General features: G+C 42.0%; 25 protein-coding genes. 23 read left to right on the top strand and 2 right to left on the bottom strand.

Annotated elements, in window-relative coordinates:
- Window positions 1-29: 29 nt before the first annotated feature.
- The 23 genes from BRLA_RS01920 to BRLA_RS02030 all read left to right on the top strand — a co-directional run bounded on the left by BRLA_RS01920 (window position 30) and on the right by BRLA_RS02030 (window position 23,262).
- Window positions 30-1,214, top strand: coding sequence for an HD-GYP domain-containing protein (locus BRLA_RS01920; protein WP_003333578.1), 1,185 nt, complete (start codon window positions 30-32; stop codon window positions 1,212-1,214).
- Between the two features lie 291 nt (window positions 1,215-1,505).
- Entirely contained in the window at window positions 1,506-1,979 is a 474-nt protein-coding gene (locus tag BRLA_RS01925; RefSeq protein ID WP_003333577.1) for a hypothetical protein, read from the top strand.
- A 44-nt stretch (window positions 1,980-2,023) separates the two neighbouring features.
- Window positions 2,024-2,803, top strand: a complete 780-nt coding sequence (locus tag BRLA_RS01930; protein ID WP_003344864.1) for a hypothetical protein — start codon at window positions 2,024-2,026, stop codon at window positions 2,801-2,803.
- A gap of 68 nt (window positions 2,804-2,871) precedes the next feature.
- The gene (locus BRLA_RS01935) at window positions 2,872-3,828 is read left to right on the top strand and encodes a hypothetical protein (RefSeq protein ID WP_003333575.1); all 957 of its coding nucleotides are present in this window, start codon (window positions 2,872-2,874) and stop codon (window positions 3,826-3,828) included.
- 49 nt (window positions 3,829-3,877) lie between these two features.
- Window positions 3,878-4,456, top strand: coding sequence for a signal peptidase I (lepB, locus tag BRLA_RS01940; RefSeq protein WP_003333574.1), 579 nt, complete (start codon window positions 3,878-3,880; stop codon window positions 4,454-4,456).
- Window positions 4,457-4,850: 394 nt separating this feature from the next.
- Window positions 4,851-6,167 (top strand): cytochrome ubiquinol oxidase subunit I, encoded by a 1,317-nt coding sequence (locus BRLA_RS01945; RefSeq protein WP_003333572.1) that lies wholly within the window; start codon window positions 4,851-4,853, stop codon window positions 6,165-6,167.
- 19 nt (window positions 6,168-6,186) lie between these two features.
- A complete protein-coding gene (locus BRLA_RS01950) occupies window positions 6,187-7,206 on the top strand; it encodes a cytochrome d ubiquinol oxidase subunit II (RefSeq protein WP_003333571.1) in 1,020 nt (339 codons plus the stop codon).
- A gap of 120 nt (window positions 7,207-7,326) precedes the next feature.
- Window positions 7,327-7,638, top strand: coding sequence for a rhodanese-like domain-containing protein (locus BRLA_RS01955; protein WP_003333570.1), 312 nt, complete (start codon window positions 7,327-7,329; stop codon window positions 7,636-7,638).
- A gap of 19 nt (window positions 7,639-7,657) precedes the next feature.
- Window positions 7,658-8,080, top strand: a complete 423-nt coding sequence (locus BRLA_RS01960) for a hypothetical protein (protein ID WP_003333569.1) — start codon at window positions 7,658-7,660, stop codon at window positions 8,078-8,080.
- A 10-nt stretch (window positions 8,081-8,090) separates the two neighbouring features.
- Window positions 8,091-8,711, top strand: coding sequence for an SCO family protein (locus tag BRLA_RS01965; protein WP_003333568.1), 621 nt, complete (start codon window positions 8,091-8,093; stop codon window positions 8,709-8,711).
- A gap of 256 nt (window positions 8,712-8,967) precedes the next feature.
- Complete coding sequence (locus BRLA_RS01970; RefSeq protein ID WP_003333567.1) at window positions 8,968-9,900, top strand: phosphate ABC transporter substrate-binding protein; 933 nt, start codon at window positions 8,968-8,970, stop codon at window positions 9,898-9,900.
- A gap of 110 nt (window positions 9,901-10,010) precedes the next feature.
- Window positions 10,011-10,937, top strand: a complete 927-nt coding sequence (gene pstC / locus BRLA_RS01975; RefSeq protein WP_051876135.1) for a phosphate ABC transporter permease subunit PstC — start codon at window positions 10,011-10,013, stop codon at window positions 10,935-10,937.
- Window positions 10,937-11,827 carry a phosphate ABC transporter permease PstA gene (gene pstA / locus BRLA_RS01980; RefSeq protein WP_003333565.1) on the top strand — a complete coding sequence of 297 codons (891 nt, stop codon included), beginning with the start codon at window positions 10,937-10,939 and terminating at the stop codon, window positions 11,825-11,827. The genes pstC and pstA overlap by 1 nt, the downstream gene beginning before the upstream one ends.
- Window positions 11,828-11,845: 18 nt before the next feature.
- On the top strand, window positions 11,846-12,622 hold the full coding sequence (gene pstB / locus BRLA_RS01985) for a phosphate ABC transporter ATP-binding protein PstB (RefSeq protein WP_003333564.1): 777 nt from the start codon (window positions 11,846-11,848) through the stop codon (window positions 12,620-12,622).
- Between the two features lie 324 nt (window positions 12,623-12,946).
- A complete protein-coding gene (gene rnjA, locus BRLA_RS01990; protein ID WP_003333563.1) occupies window positions 12,947-14,599 on the top strand; it encodes a ribonuclease J1 in 1,653 nt (550 codons plus the stop codon).
- An 80-nt stretch (window positions 14,600-14,679) separates the two neighbouring features.
- Window positions 14,680-15,111 (top strand): BrxA/BrxB family bacilliredoxin, encoded by a 432-nt coding sequence (locus BRLA_RS01995; RefSeq protein WP_003333562.1) that lies wholly within the window; start codon window positions 14,680-14,682, stop codon window positions 15,109-15,111.
- Window positions 15,112-15,327: 216 nt separating this feature from the next.
- Window positions 15,328-15,975 carry a sporulation membrane protein YtaF gene (gene ytaF, locus BRLA_RS02000; RefSeq protein WP_041751911.1) on the top strand — a complete coding sequence of 216 codons (648 nt, stop codon included), beginning with the start codon at window positions 15,328-15,330 and terminating at the stop codon, window positions 15,973-15,975.
- 202 nt (window positions 15,976-16,177) lie between these two features.
- Window positions 16,178-18,943, top strand: a complete 2,766-nt coding sequence (locus BRLA_RS02005; RefSeq protein ID WP_164496773.1) for a calcium-translocating P-type ATPase, SERCA-type — start codon at window positions 16,178-16,180, stop codon at window positions 18,941-18,943.
- A gap of 51 nt (window positions 18,944-18,994) precedes the next feature.
- Window positions 18,995-19,273 (top strand): hypothetical protein, encoded by a 279-nt coding sequence (locus tag BRLA_RS02010; protein ID WP_003344839.1) that lies wholly within the window; start codon window positions 18,995-18,997, stop codon window positions 19,271-19,273.
- Window positions 19,274-19,399: 126 nt separating this feature from the next.
- Window positions 19,400-20,434 (top strand): LCP family protein, encoded by a 1,035-nt coding sequence (locus BRLA_RS02015; RefSeq protein WP_119912794.1) that lies wholly within the window; start codon window positions 19,400-19,402, stop codon window positions 20,432-20,434.
- Between the two features lie 227 nt (window positions 20,435-20,661).
- Window positions 20,662-21,693, top strand: coding sequence for a methionine ABC transporter ATP-binding protein (locus tag BRLA_RS02020; protein ID WP_164496772.1), 1,032 nt, complete (start codon window positions 20,662-20,664; stop codon window positions 21,691-21,693).
- A complete protein-coding gene (locus BRLA_RS02025) occupies window positions 21,693-22,376 on the top strand; it encodes a methionine ABC transporter permease (RefSeq protein ID WP_003333555.1) in 684 nt (227 codons plus the stop codon). Before BRLA_RS02020 ends, BRLA_RS02025 begins: the two co-directional genes overlap by 1 nt.
- Before the next feature lie 31 nt (window positions 22,377-22,407).
- Window positions 22,408-23,262 carry a MetQ/NlpA family ABC transporter substrate-binding protein gene (locus tag BRLA_RS02030; RefSeq protein ID WP_003333554.1) on the top strand — a complete coding sequence of 285 codons (855 nt, stop codon included), beginning with the start codon at window positions 22,408-22,410 and terminating at the stop codon, window positions 23,260-23,262.
- Between the two features lie 125 nt (window positions 23,263-23,387).
- On the opposite strand, the gene BRLA_RS02035 is transcribed toward BRLA_RS02030, so the two are convergent.
- Window positions 23,388-24,611 (bottom strand): PqqD family protein, encoded by a 1,224-nt coding sequence (locus BRLA_RS02035; RefSeq protein ID WP_003333553.1) that lies wholly within the window; start codon window positions 24,609-24,611, stop codon window positions 23,388-23,390.
- Window positions 24,612-24,626: 15 nt separating this feature from the next.
- Window positions 24,627-25,787, bottom strand: a complete 1,161-nt coding sequence (locus BRLA_RS02040; RefSeq protein ID WP_003333552.1) for a HesA/MoeB/ThiF family protein — start codon at window positions 25,785-25,787, stop codon at window positions 24,627-24,629.
- Window positions 25,788-25,939 lie beyond the last annotated feature (152 nt).

Genomic DNA, 25,939 nt, shown 5'->3' on the forward strand with positions numbered 1-25,939 from the left:
AGGTAGGAATAGGAGAGGAGTTTCACAAAATGAAGTTTGAACAAGAGAAGCTGGCTAAACAGATGATGCGATATGCGGTTTATCTAGCTTCGTTGTTTTTAACCTTCACCCTATTGGCACATAGTTTTGAGCAGAAGGATATCTGGATTCCCTCTTTTCTTAGCTGGTTATTTTACCTCTGTGTATGCTGGGGTGTTTATCTTTTGTATTGCATATATGAACAGTCTTATACGTATTCAGACTGGATGGTTTCGTTTTGTATATTATTTTTATTTTTGTTTGTATTGCTCACTCCGCCTCTTTCCACTATTAAAATGGGTTGCTTAGTTCTGGCCTACCCTTTATTACTCAGCATGACGAGACAAAGAAAGGTCATGCATACGGGAAGTATCGTCTATAGTGTAGTCGTAATCATTTCCCTTTCCTGGCAAGCCTATATGGGTCGAATAGAAAATGCGGTTCCTACCATTTTATCCGTAATCGTATTTGCGATTGTTGGGTATGTCCTTTCTCTATTGTGGATGCGTTTATTTGCCTTGCAGGAGAATAGAATGAGAGAGGAGCAGGAGCGCCAGCATTTAGCAACTTTATATCGGATGCTATACGCTTTTGTGCCGACAGTAGAGCGGAAATCTCAAACCTCCAGCAGACAAATTGAGCAGATGCGTTACCTGTTGAAAAAAACGATTTCTCTGCTGAAGAAGCCTGTTGATGTACAGGACTGGGAGTTACAGTGCCTGTCGCTCATACACTTTGTCAGTAAAATAAAATGGCCTGACTATTTATTTGAGAAGAAAGAAAAGCTGACCGCGTATGAGTATGAAATGGTACAGAAGCATTGCTTGATAGCCAAGGAGCTACTTGACGGTCTACCACAGTATCAACAAATCATCGAAACGATGCGCTATCATCACGAGAGGTATGATGGCAGCGGTTATCCCAAGCAATGGAAGGGTGACGATATTCCTTTCCTTTCTCAGGTTGTTGGGGCTGTTGAAACGTATTTGGCTATGATAGAACCAAGACCTTACCGAAATGCCTTTAGTCCGGAAGAAGCGCTTAAAGAGCTACAATTATTAAAAGATCAATCGTTTCGGGCTGATATCATTGATGCATTACGACAAGCAGTAGAAGGTCAAGAGCTAGATGGAGCAGCTCATGGGTATTATTCCTCTATTTTTTCAAGCCATACGAATGTAGAAACCGATATGTAAACAACCCCGGGACCTTGTAGCCCGGTCTTTTTTTGTTTTGTAAACAGGTGAAAAAATTCACATAGTATGAGCTTTTCCTCATCCGCAAGGTGTAGACAAAGATCATACTGATTATCTGCTTAAAGTACCTCTCACAGTGGAAGAAAAGATTCTGGGCTTTTCTTACAATAAGAGCAAGAAAAGTAAAGCGAGGAAGGCTGACGCTTTGAACGAGGGGATTTTTGTTTAGCCTGAATGCCGATCCTCCTGATCCCTTTTTGTCTCTATATTTTGAATGGAGGAAGTACCGTCATGTTAAAAGGAAAAGGAATCAAGATTATATCCATCCTCTTTGTATTGGCCTCCTCCGTAGCTGTGAGTTTAAGCTTTGCCGGGATTGATGTAAAAAATCAGTTAAGCATCTGGTACCACCAGAAGATGATGGAATCGGGTGACACTATTGAAGCAACTACTGACTCTTATAAAAAGAATAGTGACAACAAAGTAAAGAAAGAAGCTAGTGTCACAACTGATAAAACCCTTTTCTTGCTAGATCAAGAAATGATTCAGATATCCAAAACAGGAGAAAAAGCAATTGATGAGTACGTAGATCGTCAGAAAACACGGCTGAATCATAAGCAAAACATATTAGAGCAGCAGGAATTGCCCAAGGACTTCAGACAATTTGTCCAAAAATCCAATGAAAACATCAATGAAGAACTAAATAAAGAAACAATTGAATTCCTTCATAAATTTACTTCAAAACAACAGGTGTTTGACAAATAGAAGGGCATTGTTTCCGTACATTCCCTTTAAAAAAAAGACAGGAGATGAAGAGGTTGAAAAAAGTAAAAAGTAAAATCGTGATTAGTGTGTTGGCAGTTGGTCTGATTGGTAGCTTAGGTACTGCATTTGCGGCGGTTGATGTAGGCGGGCAGCTAAAAAATTGGTATGATAAACAATTTGCTGCTTCATCGGCGTCTATTACGGCTGAAGCGCTTAAGTATGGAACGGAAAAAAAGGCAGCTACTGAAGCTGAACTTAATAAAATAAAGAATCAGGTTGCTGATCGTGTGAAGCAAGCAGGTAGTGAAGAAGCAAATCGTGCTGTTGCAGCAGTAACGGCAGCTAAAAACGATTATTTGAATGCTTTGAGAGGCAAAACGAATGAAATCAAGGGCAATATGCAGAACCAATACAACCAGAAGGTAGAAGGATTAAAGCAGGAAATTACTAAAGCAGCCAATCAAACAAAAGTCAATTCGATAGTCGATCTTACGAATAAAGTGAACCAAGCTGGAGAACTAGGAAGACAAGAAGTAAAAACGAATGTTACCAGTGCGCAAGACAAAGCAAAACAAGAGCTAACTAGTGCGATTAACGATGCTAAAAAGACAATTAATGGTTTGATTCGTGAGAAAGAAGCTAGCTCTAAAGAGGAAACAAAACGCTTTATCGACGAAAAAGTCGCTGAAATCCAAAAAGTAGTTGACGAATCAGCTAAATTATTGGAGAAACAAGCGAAGGATTCGATCAAAGATACAGGTGCTAAGGCTGAAAAGGATGCAAAGAATAGCTTAGATCAACTAGTAGCAGATCAATTTAAATAAAGATTATTATCATACATTGTCAGAGCTTCTGTGTGAGCTCTGACAATGCCCATTAAGGGGGGAAAGATGTGTTAAGTAGATCAAAAAAAGAGAAGCAACGGCGTAATAAAGAACGAAAACGAATTTTCCTTGGATTTGTTTCTTTAAGCATGTGTTTTGGTCTAACGATGGGTGTTGCCTATGCTGATGTGGATGTTACGCAATTATTACAAGGGTGGTATGCACAAAGTACCGAGGTAGCCAAGCAATCGGTAACGGACGCTCTAAAAACGGAGACACAATTACAAAAGGAGCGCTTAAAGGCAGAAATCCAAAGGAAACTTCTAGAATCGGCTGAAGATTTAAAGCAATTCACTGTGGAAGAGAAAGCGAAACGTCTTACATCTTTAGCAGATTATGCAGGTGACCTCATCGATAACTTAGATATCTCAAATGAAAAGGATAGACGGCAAGTAGAAAGAAAAATGGATGCTATTTTAAGTAGTGCGCAGCAGGCAATGAGGGACTTGGCTGACAGCTATGAGGCCCCTTCCTTGGAGTTTGTTCCAACAAAACCGACTCCATCGCAACCGCCTGTACAGGGAGGAGCGCCGGTTCCAACGCCAGAAGTGCCGCCAGCACCAAATCCGAGCAAGCCACAACAGCCGCAACCAGAGCCAAACCCGGGTGAGCCGCAACAGCCGGCGCCAAAGCCAAAACCGAGTGAGCCGCAACAACCGGAGCCAGCTCCAAAACCAAGCGAGCCGCAACAACCGGAGCCAGCACCAAAACCAAGCGAGCCGCAACAGCCGGAGCCAGCACCAAAACCGAGTGAGCCGCAACAACCGGAGCCAGCTCCAAAACCAAGCGAGCCACAACAACCGGAGCCAGCACCTGAACAGCATCAGGAAATGCCCCAAGTATCTGTAACAGACGAGAAGCCAATCTCATCTGTAGAGGGGCCTGATCCAATAGAGAGCCAGGAACGCCCAGCAGATATTCCAGACCCAGCAAACACAGAAAAGGAATCACTCCCGACACCATGATCTATTCAAAATGAGGAAACCACAACTTTATAGGAAAAAGGTGTTAAGGATGGAAATGATAAAACTAAAAACAAAAGAAAAAGATGCCGCACCTAACCAACCTAAAAAATCATTCCAAGCTGAGCTTTTCAGTTGGCTACGTTTTTTCCTGATATTAGCAGTCTGTTACTTTCTGATGATAAATAGTATTGGTCTAACAAGGGTGGTTGGCCATTCGATGGACCCTACCATGCAGGATGGAAGTATTGTACTGTTAAATAAAGTCCCTACCCATTTTACAAAGCCAGCCTTTGGTGATGTTGTAGTTATTCACGAGGAAGCGAAGGGATATGAAATCATCAAAAGAATCATTGGCTTGCCTGGTGATACGGTGAAAATTGAAAAAGGAGTCGTCTATGTAAATAATAGTCCGCTCCCAGAACTATATACGCAAGGTGTATCAGACGATATGGCTCCCCTAACAATTCTTCAGGATCACATGTTTGTATTAGGAGATAATCGAACATTGGGTGAAAGTATGGATAGCCGCGATCCTAGTATTGGCCAAATCCCTATTACAGACATTAAGGGATATGTTTCCTTATCGCTGTTCCCCTTTTATCGAGTAGCTAAGCCTTTAGAAGTCTAAAAGAATATGACAAAATCCAGCCTGAGACGTAGGCTGGATTTTTGTTTTCTTGAAACATATTCGTAGCGAAAGGTAGCTATACTAAGGAGGGCTAGTCCTTTCCTTACCCTGACACAATAGATGTTCACTTGTTAAAAATGCCGCTTGCAGGACCCTATTTTTTTATAAATAGGATATGGGCAATCGACGGAAATCAAGCATTATTTATTGATTTTTAGAAAAGAACACTAGTGCTAGACATAATTTATTCACAAATAAATACTAGCTACAAATTCGACAAAAATTCGCCCTGCATTGTTCACAACATAACGATAGTTTTTAACATAAAAGTTGAATATGTGTGATAAAATTCACACTGAAAGCGAACGATTTATGGTATGAGGGGGGAGTATGATTGGAACTGGATAGCACTATGCTGGCTCGAATACTAACATCCGTGACATTGGGGTTTCATATTATTTTTGCTTCAATGGGTGTCGGTATTCCTTTGGTTATCTCTATTGCCGAGTTTATTGGGATTCGAAAAAAAGACAAAGCTTATCTATTAATGGCACGGCGTTGGACACGAGGTTTTACTGTGACAGTAGCAGTTGGGGTCGTGACAGGAACCTGTATTGGTCTACAATTAAGTCTTTTGTGGCCGTCATTTATGAAATTGGCGGGAGAAGTAATAGCGTTACCGCTGTTTTTAGAAACGTTTATGTTCTTCTTTGAAGCAATTTTCTTAGGCATTTATATTTATACATGGGACCGATTTAAAAATCCGTATCTTCACTGGTTGATCTCTATCCCAGTGATAATTGGTTCCACAGGTTCTGCTTTTTTTATTATGACAGTGAATGCTTTTATGAATACGCCACAGGGCTTTACCCTCGTAGATGGAGTTTTACGTGATATTCAACCGATGGTAGCGATGTTTAATCCGGCTACTCCTTCAAAAGTGGGGCATATGGTTTTTGCTTCGTATGCCACTAGTGCGTATGTGATGGCTGCAATCGCTGCCCTAGGCATTTTGAAGGGGAAAACACATTCCTATCACAAAAAGGCACTTAACCTGTCGCTGACGCTTGCGTTTATCTTTTCGATGGGAACGGCTGTGTGGGGAGATATTGCTGGTAAGTTTCTAGCGGAGTATCAGCCTGTGAAGCTAGCAGCAGCGGAGTGGCATTTTGAAACCACTGACAAGGCCGAATTTGTTTTTGGTGGTATTTTGGATAAAGAAAAGCAAGAGGTTAAATATGCGATTAAGGTGCCCTATGCTCTTAGCATTTTAGCAACTAACTCTCCAAATGGCGTAGTAGTAGGGTTAAATGACATTCCTCGCGATGAATGGCCTCCACTGTTTATTCATTATTTGTTTGACAGCATGGCAGCTATAGGCGGATATATGGCATTGGTTCCAGTGCTTTACTTCTTAATTGTCAAGGTTCGGAAGCGGATGCCCCCTAAATGGATTCTGTGGGCTTCTGCTCTTGGGGCTCCACTTGGATTTTTAGCAATTGAATTTGGCTGGATGTTTGCGGAGATTGGTAGACAACCTTGGATATTAAATGGTTATTTACGAACGATGCATGCAGCGACAACGGCAAATAATGTTGGAGAAATGCTGATTCTTTTCTGCCTGCTGTACGCCTTCCTGGGAACGGTGTGCGCCCTTGTTCTTAAACGGATGTTTAAAGATAAACCAGTCGAATTGGAACTGGAAAAATAAGACGGGGAGGTAGAAATACATGACGCTTGCATTGCTTGGGATCACCATTCTGTGGATTTTCCTGTATGGTTATCTGATCGTTGCTTCCATTGACTTTGGAGCGGGATTCTTTGCTTACTATTCTAGACGCCGCAAGAAGGACCACATCGTAAACGGAATTATTCAGCGCTATCTGTCCCCTGTCTGGGAAGTTACAAATGTGTTTCTGATCTTCTTTATTGTAGGGATTGTCGGATTCTTCCCGGACACGGCTTACTATTACGGCACAGCGTTGCTAATTCCCGGTAGTTTAGCTTTAGTGCTGGTGTCTTTACGCGGTTCTTTCTATGCTTTTGCGCATTACGGGGCTAGGGACAGTACCCTTTATTATGGAATTTATGGAATTACGGGTCTGTTGATTCCTGCTGCTTTATCTACCGTTCTAGTAGCATCGGAGGGTGGATTTATTGTAGAAGAGGGCAGGAAAATTCATCTATTAATGGGCAAAATGCTGGCAACTCCTTATACTTATGCGGTTATATTTCTTGCTTTAGTCAGCGTATTATTTATTAGCGCAACCTTTTTGACCTTTTATGCTAATAAAGCAGGAGATAAGGATGCGACCAAGATGTTACACTCCTATGCAATGATCTGGTCCCTTCCAACTATTATTGCCAGCTTGCTTGTGTTTTGGACCATTCAAATGCATAATCCAGAGCATTATGCCAAAATGGTGGAAAACGGATGGTTTTTCTTTGTTTCTTTTGTTTCGTTTCTGATAGCGACCTTTTTATTGTATAAACGACGTGCGTATGGCTGGGCGTTTATTGCGGTCATGCTACAATTTTTCTTTGCTTTCTTTGGATATGGCAAAGCGCATTTACCTTACTTGTTGTATCCCTACATCACAATTAACGATAGTATTAACAGTCCAGAGATGGGGAAGGCGCTAGTCGTTGGGTTCATAGCCGGGCTATGTTTATTAGTTCCTTCGCTCATTTTGTTGATGAGGCTCTTCTTATTTGATGCTAAATACGTCAAAGGTGATAAGAAAAACTAGTAATTTGTTAACAATTTTTGACAAGAGAAGTACTCCAGCAGTTTGGGGCTGCTTCTCTTTTTTTTCTGTAAGAGACATATGATATATTTGAATTATCGTAAAATGAGGAGGATATTATTAATGAATAATTTCGTAAGGGAAGTTACACCTGAAGAGGTGTTGACGAAATTAAAGGAGGAGGCTGCTATTCAAATTATTGATGTGCGAGAGCCAGAAGAGTGGGTGGCAGGTCACATTGAAGAAGCGATCCTAATTCCCTTAAATGATGTTCCAGCATCTCTGGACCGATTTGATACTTCCAAAGAAATCATCATGGTATGCCGCAGTGGAGCAAGAAGCTACCATGCTTGCGAGTTTTTAAAGCATAATGGAATTGAAGCAGTCAATATGGAGGGCGGCATGCTCGCTTGGCCAGGAGAGATTGCTCGCTAAAGTAAAGTGGGGGAGTAACATGCCGAAACAACAGATAAAATGGTTGGGCTGGCTAGGAGCAATGTTTCTGTTACTCGTCGTAACCGGTTGTGGTGGCAGTGATAAGAAGGAAGGGACCATCGAATTGCAAGCCACCCAAGATGGTTTTCAGGCGAAGCTGAAAATAAAGCCAGGAATAGCTGGAGTTAATACGTATACAGTCACGATTACCAATGACAAATCACAGACAACTGCAGGGCAAGGAGCTGTGTTGCATTTTGAAATGCCTAACATGGATACGCATGGTAAAAGTGAAAAGGAGCTAAAGAAGCAAAAGGAAGCAAACTGGCAAGAATCCGGCCCGCATATTATGATGCCTGGTGAATGGCAGAGCATGCTGGAGTGGAAAGATGATCAAGGCCAAGTACACACGTTTCTATACAACTACGAGATAAAAGAGTAGGGGGATAAAAATGGAGGATGTAACAGCAGGGAGTCTCTATCGAAAGTGGTTGCCCATCTTTGGAGTCATTATTATTCTGATTGCTGTAGGCAGTGTTTTGTACAAAAGCTATTTTTCAACGGCTGATATGCCAATTATTAAGAAAGTTCAAGATTTTACACTGGAGCGGATGGATGGGCAGAATGTCAAGCTTTCCGATTCCAATGGTAAAGTCCGTCTCATCTCATTCATTTTTTTGCGTTGTCCCGATGTCTGTCCGCTAACCACACAGCATATGGTGGATTTACAGAATGAATTAAAAGAAACTGGGATGTATGGAAAAGACATAGAATTCATTTCTGTCACTTTTGATTATGAAAACGATACTCCTGAAGCTTTACAGAAATATGCGAAAGCAGTTCAAGCCGATCCTAGCGGCTGGCAATTCCTACGTGGTCCAGATGATATTATGAAGCCAATATTAAATGATTTTTGGATTGGTGCAGAGAAGCAAAAGGATGGCCTCTATGTACATACTATGAAAACATTCCTTTTAGACAAAAATCAAAATATTCGTCAGATATACGGTATGGCGGATGATATGGACAAAGAAAAGATTTTACGTGAAATGAAAAAACTAGTTAAAGAGTAAGAGGTTTTATAACGGTTGAGGTAGGTTTACTATTTCCATTTCGTGAAAATAACTAGATAAATAGTTGAGAAGGCTGCCAGGAGATATGGCAGCTTTTTTCTTACCCAAAATTCCGCTTCTTTAAACACTCCTACACGAAACCTTAACATTCCTTAACATTCCTTTTACGTTACGTTCATTCTAGCTTTAAGCTCGGGATGTAGGATGAGAGTGTATAAGAAATCAAATGATTTGAAGGTGACGAGGGGGATTTCCTTTGAAAAAGATTTCATCCATTTTTATGGCAAGTATGCTATCTGTAGGGTTATTGTTAACTGGCTGTGGAGCAGGAGGCACTTCTAATGCGACAGCACCGGCTACACCAGCACCAGCTACAACCGAAACGAAACCAGATACGAATACAGCCAGCAGCGGTTCTATTACAGCTGTAGGGTCCACAGCCATGCAGCCGTTAGTAGAGCAGGCAGCTAAGAAATTTATGGAGAAAAATCAGCAAGTGCAAATTCAAGTGCAAGGTGGGGGGAGTGGCACCGGTTTAAGCCAGGTGGCCAATGGTGCAGCTACTATCGGAAACTCTGATATTTTTGCAGAAGAAAAGAAAGGCATTCCTGCTGACCAATTAGTGGATCACAAAATTGCTGTAGTAGGTATGGCAGCTGTGATTCATCCTAAGGCAGGTGTAGATAATCTAACAAAGCAACAAGTAATTGATATTTTCACGGGTAAAGTAACCAACTGGAAGGAAGTCGGTGGAGCAGACCAAAAGATTACATTGGTCAACCGTCCGAAGAACTCTGGTACTCGTGCTACATTCGTGCAATACGCTCTGGATGGTGCAGAGGAGGCTGAAGGAATCACGGAGGATTCTTCCGGCACGGTTCGCAAAATTATCGCAGAAACTCCAGGAGCAATCGGTTACCTTGGCACTTCCTATCTCAATGATACTGTAAAAGCAGTAAAACTAGATGGTGTAGAAGCAACGACAGAAAACATCGTAACAAATAAATATAAAGTGTGGGCTTATCAGCACATGTATACAAAAGGTGAGCCAACAGGCGCGCAAAAAGATTTCTTGGATTTCATGACAAGTGACGAAGTACAAACAGGAATCGTACAAGAGCTGAAATATATCCCAGCATCCGCCATGAAGGTGGAAAGAACAGCGAAGGGTGAGATTACACAAAAATAGAGAAACGTGTAGCTCAAAAAAAGGTGAACGAAATAAAGGGGGAGCGTTTAGTGAGCGCTGAACAAAGAACAACACTGTTACAGCAGGGAACAACAGTAAGAGCGGGGCAAATGAGAAACCCCGCTACTGCCAAAAAACTTTCCGACCGGTTCCATATCAATAAAAAACATGCATGGGAAGAAAAAGCAGGGAAGCTAATTACAGCTGTCTGTGCGGGATTGTTAGGCCTTCTAACGCTCTCCATCCTCTATTTTATTGCTTCACGCGGCCTCGCTACCTTTATGGTGGACGGGGTTAGCGTGTCGCAATTTTTTACCGGTACAAAATGGGACCCAGAAGCAGAGCCCGGCCAATTTGGGGCAGTAGCTTTTATACTAGGTTCCTTTGGGGTTACCCTGATTGCAACATTAATTGCAGCCCCGCTAGGCATAGGAGCGGCTGTGTATATGACAGAGATTGCGCCAAGATTTGGCCAAAAAGTATTGAAGCCAGTTATGGAGCTGTTAGTTGGAATACCATCGGTGGTATACGGCTATGTAGGTCTTACCTTGCTTGTTCCGTTTCTTCGCAGTCAATTTGATATTTTAGGATTTAGCTTACTTGCAGGGGGAATTGTCCTAGCAGTTATGATCCTGCCGACTGTGACCAGTGTTGCCGCTGATGCAATCGCAACTGTGCCACAGGAATTACGCAATGCCTCGCTTGCATTAGGTGCCACTCGCTGGCAAACAATTCGCCATGTTGTGCTATATACAGCACGGTCTGGCTGTCTGACAGGTGTTGTTCTTGGTATGGCTCGGGCCTTCGGTGAGGCGCTAGCTGTTCAAATGGTTATTGGAAATACGTTGAAGCTGCCTGGAGGTTTATTCGATCCGTCGATTACACTGACAAGTGGTATCACATTAAATATGGGAAATACGATCCCAGGTACTCCTTATCATAATGCGCTTTGGTCCATGTGCTTAGTTTTGTTGGCTATGTCCCTATTATTTATCCTAGTGGTTCGCTTAATCGGTAGAAAGAAGGGGGCCAAATAATGACTAACAAACAAAAGGATAAGCTCGCCACCCTCTTACTCACTGGAATTGCTGTTCTCTTAATTGCTGTGTTGATCGGTCTTTTGGGTTTTGTGATTAGCAAGGGGGCAGCAAAATTAAATTGGGACTTTATCACTTCCCCGCCAGACATGCTAAACGCAGGTGGAGGAATTGGTCCTCAGCTATTTAACTCGCTATATTTATTGGTCTTAACGATGTGCTTCGCTGTTCCTATTGGGCTTGGTGCAGGAATTTATCTGGCAGAATATGCGCCAGACCGCAAGTGGGTGCAAATGATTCGCATGTCTATTGAGGTGCTGTCTTCGCTACCGTCGATCGTTGTAGGTATGTTTGGGTTGTTACTGTTTGTAAGCATGACAGGCTGGGGATATTCATTGATCTCTGGGGCGTTGGCTCTGACTGTATTTAATCTGCCGTTACTTGTTCGGATTACAGAGGATGCCCTGCGTTCTGTCCCACAGGATCAGAAGGAAGCTAGCTATGCATTAGGTGTAACGAAATGGAAAACAATCGTTTCCGTTCTATTACCTACTGCGTTGCCCGGCTTGGTTACGGGATTTGTACTTGCTTCAGGTCGCGTATTTGGGGAAGCGGCAGCACTACTGTTTACAGCGGGTATGACCTCTCCTGATATTCAATTTCATAATTTAAATCTAAGTAGCCCATCTTCTCCATGGAATGTATTTCGTCCAGCAGAGTCATTAGCTGTACACATCTGGAAAATTAATGCGGAGGGTCTCGTTGCAGATGCGCGAGAAATTGCGGATGGAGCGGCGGCCATTCTGGTGATCGCAGTTCTTCTGTTTAATGGTGGGGCACGTTGGTTTGGTCGTTGGTTGCACAAGCGTTTGACCAAAATTGCCGCCTAAGGAAAAGGAGAATCAATCATGCCAATAACAATTGCCCAAACAAAAGCGATTATTGAAGCAGAGAGCTTGTCCGTTTTTTATGGCGACAAGCATGCTGTAAAAAATATTCACATCCAAATGCAACGCAATACCGTAACAGCCTTAATCGGTCCGTCCGGCTGTGGGAAATCTAGCTTTCTACGCACGATTAATCGCATGAATGAAGAGATTAAAGGCTGTCGTGTGACAGGAAGACTTTTGCTAGATGGAGCGAATATCTATGAGCCTTCTGTAAAAAAAGAGGGATTGCGTCAATCGGTCGGAATGCTGTTTCAGCGTGCTAATCCCTTTCAAAAATCCATTTATGAAAACATTGCATTTGCACCGCGCCATCACGGGACTACTAATAAAGCTGAATTAAACGATATAGTGGAAGAAAGTTTACGAAAGGCTGCCTTATGGGATGAAGTGAAGGATCGGCTGAATGATTCCGCTCTAGCTCTGTCAGGAGGTCAACAGCAACGGCTGTGCTTAGCACGTGCAATCGCAATGAAGCCGGAAATCCTGCTTTTAGATGAACCTTGTTCAGCGTTGGACCCAATTTCTACCTCGAAGATTGAAGAGCTTATCATCCAATTGAAACACGATTATACGATTGTCATTGTGACTCATAATATGCACCAGGCTGTACGAGTAGCAGATGAGACGGCTTTCTTTCTCATGGGAGAGCTAGTGGAGAAAGCCTCCACTGACAAATTATTCAATAACCCTAAGAGGGCAGAGACAGAAGATTATCTGAGCGGTCGTTTTGGGTAAGAATAAGGTGGCACAACAGAAAAAACCAGCATGGCTTTACGTCATTGCTGGTTTTTTTATATAACGGGAAATCATAACGATATAGGCTACTTGTTTGAGTACAAATCAATCTTTCATGCGTTTAGGCATGGGAAAGACCTGTTTTCACGGATTCTTGCTTTTTTTAGTCTGTTTTATAGTCGAAATGAGTATACTAATTTTTTAGTGGAAGAAAAGTGAAAGTGTGAAAGCCTTGGGAGAATACAACTATCCATATGAAAATTATGTTACTATAAAGGCAGAGTGCATAGAACGGCCCACATCGTATTTGTAGGAGGTATTTTTTTGAGTGAGGTTAAAATTTTTGGTTTAGGTGGTCTGGGGGAAATTGGTAAAAATATGTATTGCGTAGAGTACGAGGATGAGATTATCATCATCGACTGTGGCGTAAAGTTTCCTGAGACCGAAATGTTTGGGATAGATTTGGTGATACCAGATGTTTCCTACCTAATTGAAAACCAGCATAAGATCAAGGCTATGGTACTTACTCATGGACATGAAGACCATATTGGTGCTATTCCCTATGTGTTAAAACAAATCCAGACAACGATTTATGGCGGACGCCTGACACTTGGTTTGGTAAAGGCTAAGCTTGAAGAGCACCGTATGCAAAATGACGTAAAGATGGTACCTGTGTTTGAGGATACGATTTTGTCATTTGAAAATCTCTCTGTTTCTTTCTTCCGTACTAATCATAGTATTCCTGATTCGTTTGGTATTGCGATTGAGACACCAGAAGGAACAGTGGTTCATACAGGGGATTTTAAATTTGACCTGACACCAGTAGGACGTCCTACAGAGTTTGGAAAAATTGCCCGCATCGGAAAAAATGGTGTACTAGCTTTGATGTCTGATAGCACCAACAGTGAACGTCCAGGCTTTACAATGTCAGAGCGTACGGTTGGCGATAGCATTATGGATGTCGTTAGCAAGGCGAGAGGTCGTATCATTCTGGCAACCTTTGCTTCTAATGTGCACCGTTTGCAACAAGTTGTAGATGCAGCAGTAGCGGATGACAGGAAGATTGCTGTTATCGGCCGAAGCATGGAAAAAGCCTTCATGATTGGCCAGGAGCTAGGCTATATCCAAATGCCTGAAGGATGTCAAATCGACATTAAAAACATTGATAATTACTCTGATAACAAGGTATTAATTATTTGTACAGGTAGTCAGGGAGAACCGATGGCAGCGCTAACGCGTATTGCGTCTGGTTCACACCGTTCCGTTCAGATCTATCCAGACGATACAGTCATTATCTCTGCATCGCCGATTCCAGGAAATACAGTTAATGTAAGTCGCATTATTGATAAGCTATACCGTGCTGGAGCTAACGTAGTACAAAACACAGCGTTTGATATTCATGCTTCCGGTCATGGCAGTAGTGAAGAATTGCGTCTTATGCTGAGCTTTTTGCGTCCTACCTACTTTATTCCAATCCATGGAGAGTATCGGATGTTAAAACAGCACGGTAGATTAGCTGAACAAGTGGGTGTAGAGTCTGATAACATCTTTATTATTGATAATGGCGATGTAGTTTCTTGTACCAGAGAATCAGGGCGTGTGACAAGCAAGGTGACAGCAGGTATCGTGCTTATTGATGGCAGCGGTATTGGTGATGTTGGTAATATCGTATTGCGCGATCGTAAACATCTTGCCGAGGATGGATTAATGGTTGTTGTCGTTAGCATCGATATGAAACAATTTAAGCTTCTAACTGGTCCAGATATCGTAAGTCGTGGTTTTGTCTATGTGAGGGGTTCCGAATCGCTGATCCAGGAAGCTACTGCTTTAGTCAAACAGAAGCTATTGGAAGCATTAGATCGCAAAGTCAGAGAGTGGTCTGAATTGAAATCTCAGATTAACCAGGTATTAAAGCCGTTCATCTTTGAAAAAACGGGACGCAACCCGATGATTCTTACCATTGTAATGGAAGTGTAATAAATGTAGATCCGCTGTACTCGATTGATACGAGAACAGGTATAATAGAAGAAATGTATTCAAAGGAGAGTTGAACGATTATGATGTCTTATGAAGCATATATGAGCCAGGTTATACAACCAATGCGAGATGAGTTAACGAATGCTGGGTTTGAAGAACTTCGCACAGCAGAAGAAGTAGAAGCAACTATCTCGAACCTAAAAGGAACTGCATTGGTAGTGGTTAACTCTGTATGCGGCTGTGCAGCAGGATTGGCTCGTCCCGCAGCTATCTATTCGACTCGCCATGAAGCTAAGCCAGACCATTTCTACACAGTGTTTGCTGGCCAAGATAAAGAAGCAACTGCGAAAGCACGCGAGTATTTTGAAGGGTACCCACCTTCTTCTCCTTCCTACGCACTATTGAAGGATGGTAAGCTGGTAGCGATGGTTGAACGCCATCAAATTGAAGGCAATGAGCTTGAATCCATTGCGAATCTCCTAACTGATGCTTATGATCAACATTGCAAATAGATAGCAGGGAATTAGAACGTCCATTCCATAATAGGAATGGGCGTTTTTTTATTCTGAACATCCCCGGTATTACAGGGAATGCGAGAGAATAAGACACGATGGCCTAGAAAGCGAACAGTGGTGCATAGACAAGTGTAAAAATACTTTAGGCACTAAAGGTAACCGGCCCCCCGCTATCTTTCATATGATGGGATGAAAGAAGAGGTGGATATAGATATGGGGCTAGTGTCGTTATTGCTGATTTGTTTAGCAATCAGTCTGGATGGTTTCGGCGTTGGGATGTCATATGGCTTACGTAAAATGAAAATGCCGTTTCTTTCGTTTATGGTAATTGGTCTGTGTTCCTTTACCGTCATCTTTGCTTCTATGACAATAGGAAAATGGCTTCAATATTGGGTAACTTCTGAACTTAGTTCTAAAATTGGAGCAACCGTGCTTATTCTGATAGGAGGTGTAACCTTTTGGAAAATGGCAGTTAGTAAACAGAAGCAGTCAGATATCCTACCGGTAAAGGAGAAGGCAACATATCGGGAATTTCGCTGGACAATCAGAATGTTTGGTTTAATGATACACATTTTACGCAATCCTGCCAAAGCGGATACAGATCATTCGGGGCATATCGTAGGAACAGAAGCGGTCATGCTAGGTTTGGCGTTGTCCCTTGATGCATTTGGTTCTGGAATTAGTTTAACTCTATTGGGGTTTGCACCTCTCTTGACCTCGGTCTGGGTGGCTTTAACTAGCATGATCTTATTGTGGGCGGGGATCAAGGTGGGACGGCATTTTTCGTCGGTTGGATGGTTTCAACGGCTATCATTTCTCCCGGCAATCCTTTTAATAGGAATAGGTCTTTTCAAATGGTGAGGGAACGAACGGAGGGCTTCGGTATCTTAGTTTTAAGAGAAGAAACCGAAGCTTTTTCGATTCCATGGACGATTAGCTATCCGAGGGATTGAGGCGACAAAAGTGTTTCGTGCATCCGCTGTTTTTCATTTCAAGCTTTTTTCATACTAGTCGGCTTGTCTGCATAGATATGAGAATAAGTTGATGAAGAGCATTGGAGGAGATTGTATTGAAGCCGAATAAACCGTGGTACCAAGTCCCTCTAGCGGAAATACCCAGAATGATAGGTAGTGACGTTCAAAACGGTTTAACACAGGAGGAAGCGGCTACTCGTAGACAAAAATATGGTAAAAACCAGCTTGCTGAGGCCGAGAAAATCCCACTTTATGTTGTGTTTATGAATCAGTTTAAAGATTTTATGGTGGGAGTGCTAGTGGTTGCCACCATCCTCTCCTTTTTCTTAGGAGAGTACCTAGACGCTATCGCCATCATTGCCATCATTTTTTTAAATGGCGTGTTAGGCTTTATTCAGGAAGCGAAAGCAGAAAGGTCGCTCAACGCTTTAAAAGATATGGCAGCCCCTATGGCCCGTGTCATTCGCAACGGAAATTTGGACATGATCCCTGCTACCCTATTAGTTCCAGGCGATCTTATCCTTCTTGAAGCAGGGGATCGTGTTCCTGCTGATATGAGACTGATTAATGCCAATCGGTTAGAGATAGAGGAATCTACGCTTACGGGAGAATCGATAGCAGTAATGAAAACTGCGAATGTGATTGAATCAACAGGAGCTGTTCCACTCGGCGACCAGAAGAATCTAGCTTTTATGGGAACGATGGTAGCCGGAGGAACTGGAAGGGGAATTGCTATTGAAATAGGCATGTCTACCGAGATCGGAAAAATTGCGCATTTGATCAATCAAGCTGACAAGATAGAAACTCCTTTACAGATTAAATTGGAACAGTTGGGGAAAACACTCGTCTGGATTGCATTGCTACTTACGATCTTTGTCATTGTAGCAGGGGTTTGGCATGGACAAGAATTAATGACAATGTTTCTCTCAGGGGTTAGTCTTGCTGTAGCGGCTATACCGGAAGGATTGCCTGCAATCGTTACAGTAGCCCTTGCTCTAGGCGTGCAGAGAATGATTAAAAGAAATGCCATTGTTCGCAAGCTCCCCTCTGTCGAAACGCTTGGTTGTGCGTCAGTCATTTGCTCTGACAAAACAGGGACTCTTACTGAAAATAAAATGACAGTGACTCACCTGTGGCATAGCGGAAAAAGCTTTGATGTAACGGGGAATGGCTACGAGCCCAATGGGGAAATTACATGGCAAGGAAAATCTATCAAGGCAACGATCGATCAAGGACTAACTCAGATTTGTCAAATTGCCGAAAAATGCAATAATGCAAAATTAGTAAATGCTCAGCAAAAGGAGAGGTCCAAGCTCATTTTGTCTAAAAATATTTCCACATGGAATGTGATTGGAGATCCTACTGAGGGAGCCCTGCTTAGCTTAGCCTACAAGGCATTAAAAGAGGGGAAAAAACAAGGCGACCCCACTATTCGCATAGACGAATTACCATTTGATTCTGAGCGTAAAATGATGTCTGTAGTAGAACAATTTCCAGATGGAAAAACAGAGCTATTAACAAAGGGAGCTGTTGAGGCTCTGTTAATGAACTCCTCTCACATCTATTGGCAGGGAGAAATTATACCTCTGACAAATGAACATCGTATAGAAGTTGCTAAGCAAACAGAAGAGATGGCAGGTAGAGCTCTGCGAGTCCTAGGATTTGCTTACCGATCACTCCCAAACTATAAATCAGGTGAAAACTCATCAATCTTGGAAACGAATCTTACATTTTTAGGGATGGTTGGCATGATTGACCCCCCACGTCAGGAGGTAAAGTCTGCTATCCAGCTATGTCGTCAAGCAGGTATTAAAACAGTAATGATTACAGGGGATCATAAAATTACCGCAGAAGCGATAGGACGTCAAATTGGTCTGATGCCGGGAGGGAACAGCCATGTGCTGGAAGGAGCCACTATTGATGAAATGACTGAGGAAGAATTGATGCAAACGGTTGAAAAGGTATATGTTTATGCACGTGTGTCTCCAGAGCACAAGCTACGTATTGTCAAAGCGTTGCAAAACTGTGGTCATATTGTAGCGATGACAGGTGATGGTGTAAATGATGCACCTGCCATCAAGGCTTCTGATATAGGGATTGCAATGGGAATTACGGGAACAGATGTTACGAAGGAAGCAGCATCCCTGGTATTACGAGACGATAATTTTACTACGATTGTTTCTGCTGTTGAGGAAGGCCGGAACATCTATGATAATATTCGAAAGTTTATTCGCTACCTACTTGCATCCAATGTAGGAGAGATTTTAGTTATGTTTTTCGCTATGCTAATGGGACTACCCTTACCCTTACTTCCGATCCAAATCCTATGGGTGAATTTGGTGACGGACGGACTACCGGCTATGGCATTAGGGATTGATCCGTCTGAGGGAGACACAATGCGACATAAACCGCGTAAAAAACATGAAAATATTTTTGCCCGTGGATTGGGCTGGAAGATTATTAGTCGGGGGTTTTTAATTGGAACGATGACCCTAGGAGCTTTTATCGTTGCGTATTATGAAAATCCGAATGATCTTACTCATGCCCAAACAGTGGCGTTTGCTACTTTAGTTCTGGCACAACTCATTCACGTATTTGATTGCCGTAGCGAGCATTCCGTTTTTCACCGCAATCCATTTAGCAACAAGTTCTTGGTCTGGGCAGTGCTCTCGTCAATGGCTTTGGTGCTAGTGGTTATTTACTGGGATGTCATGCAGCCAATCTTTAAAACCACCTCCCTCTCCCTACGAGATTGGGCTTTAATCTTTGTTGCAGCGGGAATTCCAACTTTTGTTGCTGGTATGGGTGGAGTTCTTCGTTCCTCCCAGCCCAAAGAGGCTTATAAAGCCAACTAATAGAAGCGTACTCTCCTCGGCATGCATACAGTAGCAACAGGAGGGGGTGCTATGGAAACATTTTTTCTTGTGATGACGCTGGCCTGTTCGCTCATCGCTTATCTATTTGAGGAGCGATTATGGGTAACCCTACTTCGAACTACGGATAAGACGGAATTTGTCCAATGGTGCAAGCACTTGGAGGAACGAGGAATCGAGTATCATAGTCAAAAACATTTGATTCATGAAAATCACGCTTGGGTAAAGGTATACAAGGTTAAAGTTCCGAAAGAACTGGAATCACGAGTGAATACCCCATATCATGAAGAGAAAATGCAAAGAAGGAGCTGACCATCAGGTAGCTCCTTTTTCTTCTATTCTCCAAAAGTGGTAAAGAAAAATGATTCGCAAAACAGCCGTTTCGAGTATACTAGTAGGATGAAACAAGCCAACAAATTTTGACACGGACTGACAAGGATGGTGAAATCCAGTTTGAGCATTCGAACTAAGCGTATTCTATTATTATGTGTATTTCTTATTTTGATTACGGCGGCTTTTTTTGCATATAAAATCTTTGGTTTTTTGTCAGGGATTCAAGACACGACAATCTTTCCATCGAATCCGGCTGCTACAAAGCCAGAGGCTCCACCTGTATGGACGGGAACCGAGCGTGTTAACATTCTATTAATGGGTGTAGACAAACGTGAGATGCGTCCAAATGAACTTCCACGCTCTGATAGCATGATGCTAGTGAGCATTGATCCAAAAAAGAAAACGTATGACCTATTCTCTATTATGCGTGACACGCTGGTACGTATACCCGGACATGGCAAAACGCGTGTAAATGAAGCTTTAGCGTATGGCGGCCCAGAGCTTGCCATGGAAACAGTCAGTGATTTTGTAGGACAACCAGTCCATTACTATGTAATCACTGATTTTGAAGGCTTTAAGAGCTTGATTGATGCTGTTGGGGGTGTTGAGATAGATGTAGAAAAGAACATGCGCTATCATGACCCGACAGATAAAGGAAAGTACGATATTAATTTAAAAAAGGGATTGCAACGCTTAGATGGTGAGAAAGCATTGCAATATGCTCGTTTCCGACATGATGCCACCTCTGACTATACGCGTACAGAGAGACAGCGTAAGCTATTAAGCGCAGTGGCTACCGAATTAAAATCTACCACTACTATTTTTCAAATTCCTAAGATTTTGGATAGTGTACAGCCTTATATCCAAACCAATCTTGCCACACTTGATATGATCAAACTAGGCTCATTGGGGATGTCGCTTAAACAGTCAGGAGAAGGTGGTCATCAATTGCCACCGATGCATAAGTTCCAAGAAGCCCATGTTCCTGGCAAAGGTGCTGTGCTAATTCCATCTGAAAAAGACGTCATCAAATATGTGGACGAGCAGCTAAATAAAAGTGACGCAGCAGAGGATGAAGAAGGAAAACAGAAAGATTCCTCTAACACCAATCAAGATTCCTCTGTAAAGCATGCTTCTTAGAAACGCAATTTATTTTGATAGAGATGGTTTATCATGAACCATCTCTATTATTTTTCCATTGACACAGGATGCCTAATTCTTTATTCTTATAGATGATTTAGCCAATTCCTAGTGATTGTGTAGGAATTGATATATATCTTAAAATTTCGAAGATTTCGAAAAATTTTACGTAATTTATTGCCCGTTCGGTTAGAGCCGTGGGTGAAACAGGGGGCGATTCTACTCTCATGATTAAACTAACAAACATTGTAAAGGTTTTTAAAAGTCGCTTTGGAACCTTTACGGCCCTAAATGGTGTCGATTTGACAATCCAGCAGGGAGATATTTATGGCATCATTGGATACAGTGGAGCTGGAAAATCAACGCTAGTCCGTATGATTAACCTACTAGAATCGCCAACTAGTGGTGAGGTTACTGTGGGTGACACACATCTCCATCATTTAACGCCAAGAGAATTACGTAAGGCAAGACGCAAGATCGGTATGGTTTTTCAACACTTTAATCTGCTGTGGTCGCGGACAATAGCAGACAATGTAGCATTGCCATTGGAGATTGCGGGCGTGCCAAAGTCACAGCATCAAGCAAAGGTAAAAGAATTATTAGAATTGGTAGGGTTGTCAAATAAAGCAGATATGTATCCATCTCAATTATCTGGCGGTCAAAAGCAACGTGTAGGTATTGCTCGTGCATTGGCCAATCAGCCTGATGTGCTGTTGTGTGACGAAGCAACATCAGCTCTGGATCCGAAGACAACCGATTCTATCTTGGAATTATTACAAGATATTAATCGCAAACTAGGGTTAACCATTATTTTAATCACGCATGAGATGCATGTGATCGAAAAAATTTGTGATAAGGTAGCTGTAATGGAAAGCGGGCGAATTATTGAAGCGGGGGATGTCGTAGAAGTCTTCTCCCATCCTAAAACAACTACAACCAAAGAATTCCTGAGTCAAGTATCTGGTAATGATCAGCTATCTGCTGAATTTTTGGATGGCTTGGGACCGGGTGCAGTCCTGCGTCTAACCTTCTTGGGTGGTTCTGCTAGTCAATCTATCATTAGTCAGTTAGTCAGTGAGGTTGGGGTGCAGGCAAATATTTTACAGGGACAGATTAAGCGCTTAAAAGATGTTGCCTTTGGTACTCTATACATTCAGATTCCAGGTGATATTGATACCGAATCAAATGCTATTGCCTACCTAAAGAAGAGTGGCATTATTGTTGATGTCATTCGAGGTGCAGAAGGAGGTAATCGCTGATGAATGATTTCTTGTTAACTTATTTACCGAACGTCGTGAAATTCTGGGATTTAATTCAGAAGGCCATTTGGGAAACAGGTTACATGGTCTTGTTTTCATTACTATTTGCGGCACTTATTGGTATACCATTAGGCATTTTACTCGTTGTGACAAGCAAAGGACATCTAAAGCCGATGCCAGCTTTATATCAATTACTTAGTTTTATTGTGAATATCTTTCGATCGATTCCTTATATTGTATTAATTATTATCCTTATCCCAGTCACGCGCGTACTCATACAGACTTCAATCGGACCTAACGCGGCGATTCTCAGTCTTGTTGTTGGATCAGCACCGTTTATTGCTCGTCTGGTGGAAACCTCCATTCGTGAAGTAAATCGAGGCGTGATTGAAGCGGCCCAATCCATGGGTGCTAGCAACTGGCAAATTATCTATAAAATCTTGATTCCAGAGTCGCTTCCAGGTATTGTCTCAGGTATTACGGTTACTGCTGTTAGCCTGGTAGGATACACAGCGATGGCAGGTGTCGTAGGTGCGGGTGGCCTAGGAGCGATGGCATTCAACTATGGCTTTAATGGGTTTAAGCCAGATATCATGCTGGTTACGACTGTCTTGCTGATTATTCTTGTCCAAATCATTCAGATGATTGGTGACGCGATTGCGCGGAAGCTGGATCATCGTTGATTATAATGCATGAAAATAGGGGGGTAAAAGGATGAAAAAGATTTTTTCTACACTAGCGATTGGGGTATTAGCTTTAAGCTTGGCGGCGTGCGGTGCTGGTAATAAAACCGATAATAGCACAGCTACACCACAGGAAGGACAACCAGTCACACTAAAGGTGGGGGCAACGGCTGTTCCTCATGCGGAGATTTTAAATGAAGTGGTTAAACCGATGCTACAGAAGGAGAATATTAATCTTGATGTTGTCCTGTTCCAAGACTTTGTCATGCCTAACACTCAGCTTGCTGAGAAGGAATTAGATGCGAACTATTTTCAGCACATTCCTTGGTTAGAGAAAACGAATAAAGAAAAAGGGTTAGACCTTACGTATGTAGCAGGCATTCACATTGAGCCAATGGGAATTTACTCTAATAAAACTAAAGCTTACAAGGATTTAGCAGCTCTTCCGCAGGGAGCAGCAGTAGCAATTACGAATGCTTCTGCAGAGCAAGGCCGTATTCTTGCCCTTCTTGAAAAAGCGGGTCTGTTAAAATTAAAGGATGGAGTGGCTACCAATGGCACTGTAGCTGACATCGTTGAGAAAAAAATAGAATTAAAAGAGCTAGAACCAGCGATGTTGCCACGTGCAATTGACGATCCGGGTATTGATGCAGCCGTGATTAACTCTAACTTTGCGATGGAAGCTGGATTAAACCCAACAGAGAACTCTATTTATATCGAAGAGGGTAAAGATAACCCAAATGTAAATGTATTGGCGACTCGTCAAGACAATAAAGATAGTGAAGTAATTAAGAAGCTTGCTAAAGCTATGACTTCCCCTGAAGTGAAGGACTTCATTGATAAGAAGTATAATGGTGCTGTAGTGTTTGTAGGACAGCTTAAATAACAATGTCGAAAAAACTGTCGAATAAAATCGGCAGTTTTTTCGTTGAAATGAGCACAGAGGATATACAAAAAGATGACCCATGATTTTTCTCTAGGTCATCTTTTTGTGCTCATTAGACGGAAGGGTTACGATACCTGACGGGTTACATTGCGGGTTATTTTTCTTTGCCGATTCCATGACCAGATGACAATGCCAAATGGGAGCAACGTTAAAAGAAGTAAGAGAATACCATCCACGAATTGCCAGGAGAGGATGGGGTATTGTAAGAAATCAGTCGTAATTCGGCGAATAATCTCGATTGACTGGAGCAAAAAGAAATTGAAGAAGAAGTAAAGCGCAAAACAAAAGCCCAGCAAAAAGAAAATAGAGTACCAGCGGATCACCTTTTTTTCTCGCATATCTACAGAGTCCCATGTCTCTTGTTCGTCAGGCGTCCATTTTCGGTAAAATTTACGTAGAAATAGTTGTGTATTATCAAATAAATTATTACAGCCAAAAAAGGTAGTAAAGACATAATAAATATCCGTTCGCATAAAGAACATGAATTGAAAGCCCAGAGCCATTAAGAAATTCAAGTTCATTAATTTAATAAAGGAGAGTAGAAAATCAGATAGCAGGATGACTCCTACATCATTAGCGTACAGAAGCCAGACACCCATACTAAAAAAGAGGGCATCTCCAGCCATCCCCGCCAGATAGGCTGTATAACGCTTATTGGGTTCCACTAGCACGATGTCTGACATATTTGTTTCTGCCACAGGAAAGAATAGGCGATGGCTAAAACCGATTCGGCTTCCTACCCCAAGAGAACGCACAGCAGTTAAGTGGGCTGTCTCATGGATGAACAAAAACAGATAGTTAACAACAACTGCTAGCAAAAGAGAAGCGGTCAAGGATGCAGAGCTAAAAATATCGGTAAACACGGGAAAATATTCATGATGAACTAAGAGAAGAGTAACAGCAGATAAAAAGCAGGCAATAGAGAAAGAGAAGGTAAATTTATTAAATAATACTTTCCCAACACGTTCGGATATCCATGGTAAATGATCGACGCGTATCTCTTTTTCATTTACGACTGCTCCATCTACTGTGTATACAAATTGATATTCGTTAATCAGATCGAGTGCAAAATCACGAACATCAACAGGCTCACCAAAGCGCTTTTCCATTTCTTCAGCTACCTGAGTGATGGATTGCCCCTGATCTAGCATCTCAATGATTTCGACTGCGAAGGTAGGCAGCATGATATATTCACTTTTATCGGGTCGACCAATTATGGTTTCTTCTTCATTGACCTGACGTTTTTGTAAGGGATGCATACGCAGCTTACTGGTATTTGTTAATTTCATTGGTACGTTCCTCCGTTAGCTAAGCACTTCTTCGGCTGACTGCTCCAGCGAAAAGATAGAAAGTGTGCGATTTCCTTCACCGCAGGTCGGGCAATCCAGCTCTTTTCTTTCCGTTTCGGAAATGATTTTTGTTTCATAAGTTAAGAAGTTGATCGATACGAATTTTCCCTGAGATTGAACTTGGCTTGTACCTGTGAGAATTTTGCATGCTTCAGAAGCAATAATTCCTGTAATAATGGATAAATTCGGAGCAATAGTAGCTGTAGGAAGATGATATCCTGAATCCACCAAATATCTGAGATCCTGTTCATATTGATCTGGGTTTTGATCATAGTGATGCAGATGGAAACAATCCAAGCAGGGTGTTTTTTTCGGGGAAATATGATAAAAGGTTCCTTCTGTTACATTGACTCCACCTGCAATATAAGGGATTTCTAATTCAACGCATGCTGTGTTTACCCATCTTTGAATGAAGAAAAAAGGGGTGTCAGCAGCTAAAATAACAAGATCACTATCTGCTATAAGCTCCTTAACATCGTCAGCAGAGGAGATTTTCTTCCGAATGGTTTCTACTGACATGCTTGAATTGCGTTCTGTAACAAATTCCTCCGCTACTTCGATTTTTAACCGCCCGATATCACTTTCTTTAAATAATAATTGGCGATTTAAATTACTCAGCTCCACACGGTCAAAATCTGCAATTCGGACATTTGTAACACCCAGACCAGCAAAGCTAGAGAGAAGAGTAGAGCCAAAGGCCCCTGATCCAAGAATAGTTACTTTCTTTTGCAGCAAATCTTCTTGAATCTTGCTAGGAGGATTGTCTATATCCGAATAAATCGAAAAGAAGCGAAGATTTGCCCGATACCGATCCTTTTGAGCGGTTGAGAGAGAAGTTGTTTCTTCCCAGGTCTGATCTTCAAGATAACCCAGAGAGTTCAGAGCAGTAATTGCCTCTGTTAACTCTTCAAATGTGACCTCTGGATGCTTGCTGACTAGCTCCTGGTGTATCTGCTTACTAGTGCGGGTACCATCAAGTAGCTGAAGTAATGTTTTTATAGACCCCGTTTCATCGGGAATATGATTGAGGAAGCCCGATACTTGTCCAATTTGGAGAGTGTCAGAGCCAATTTCGATAATAGGGTGGATTTCTTTTAAGATAGGTTTTTGTTCCATACAATACATCTCCTTATAGGTATAGAAACGACGATAAGAGTAGTGTAACAACGATCCATAATCCACTTGCAATCATAAACAGGAATAAAACAAATAATTGTCAGAATTATCTAACGTAGATTGTATCGTTTCGTTAAGCGTATTTCAATATA

Origin of the sequence: Brevibacillus laterosporus LMG 15441 (assembly GCF_000219535.2) — a bacterium.
Lineage (GTDB): Bacteria > Bacillota > Bacilli > Brevibacillales > Brevibacillaceae > Brevibacillus_B > Brevibacillus_B halotolerans.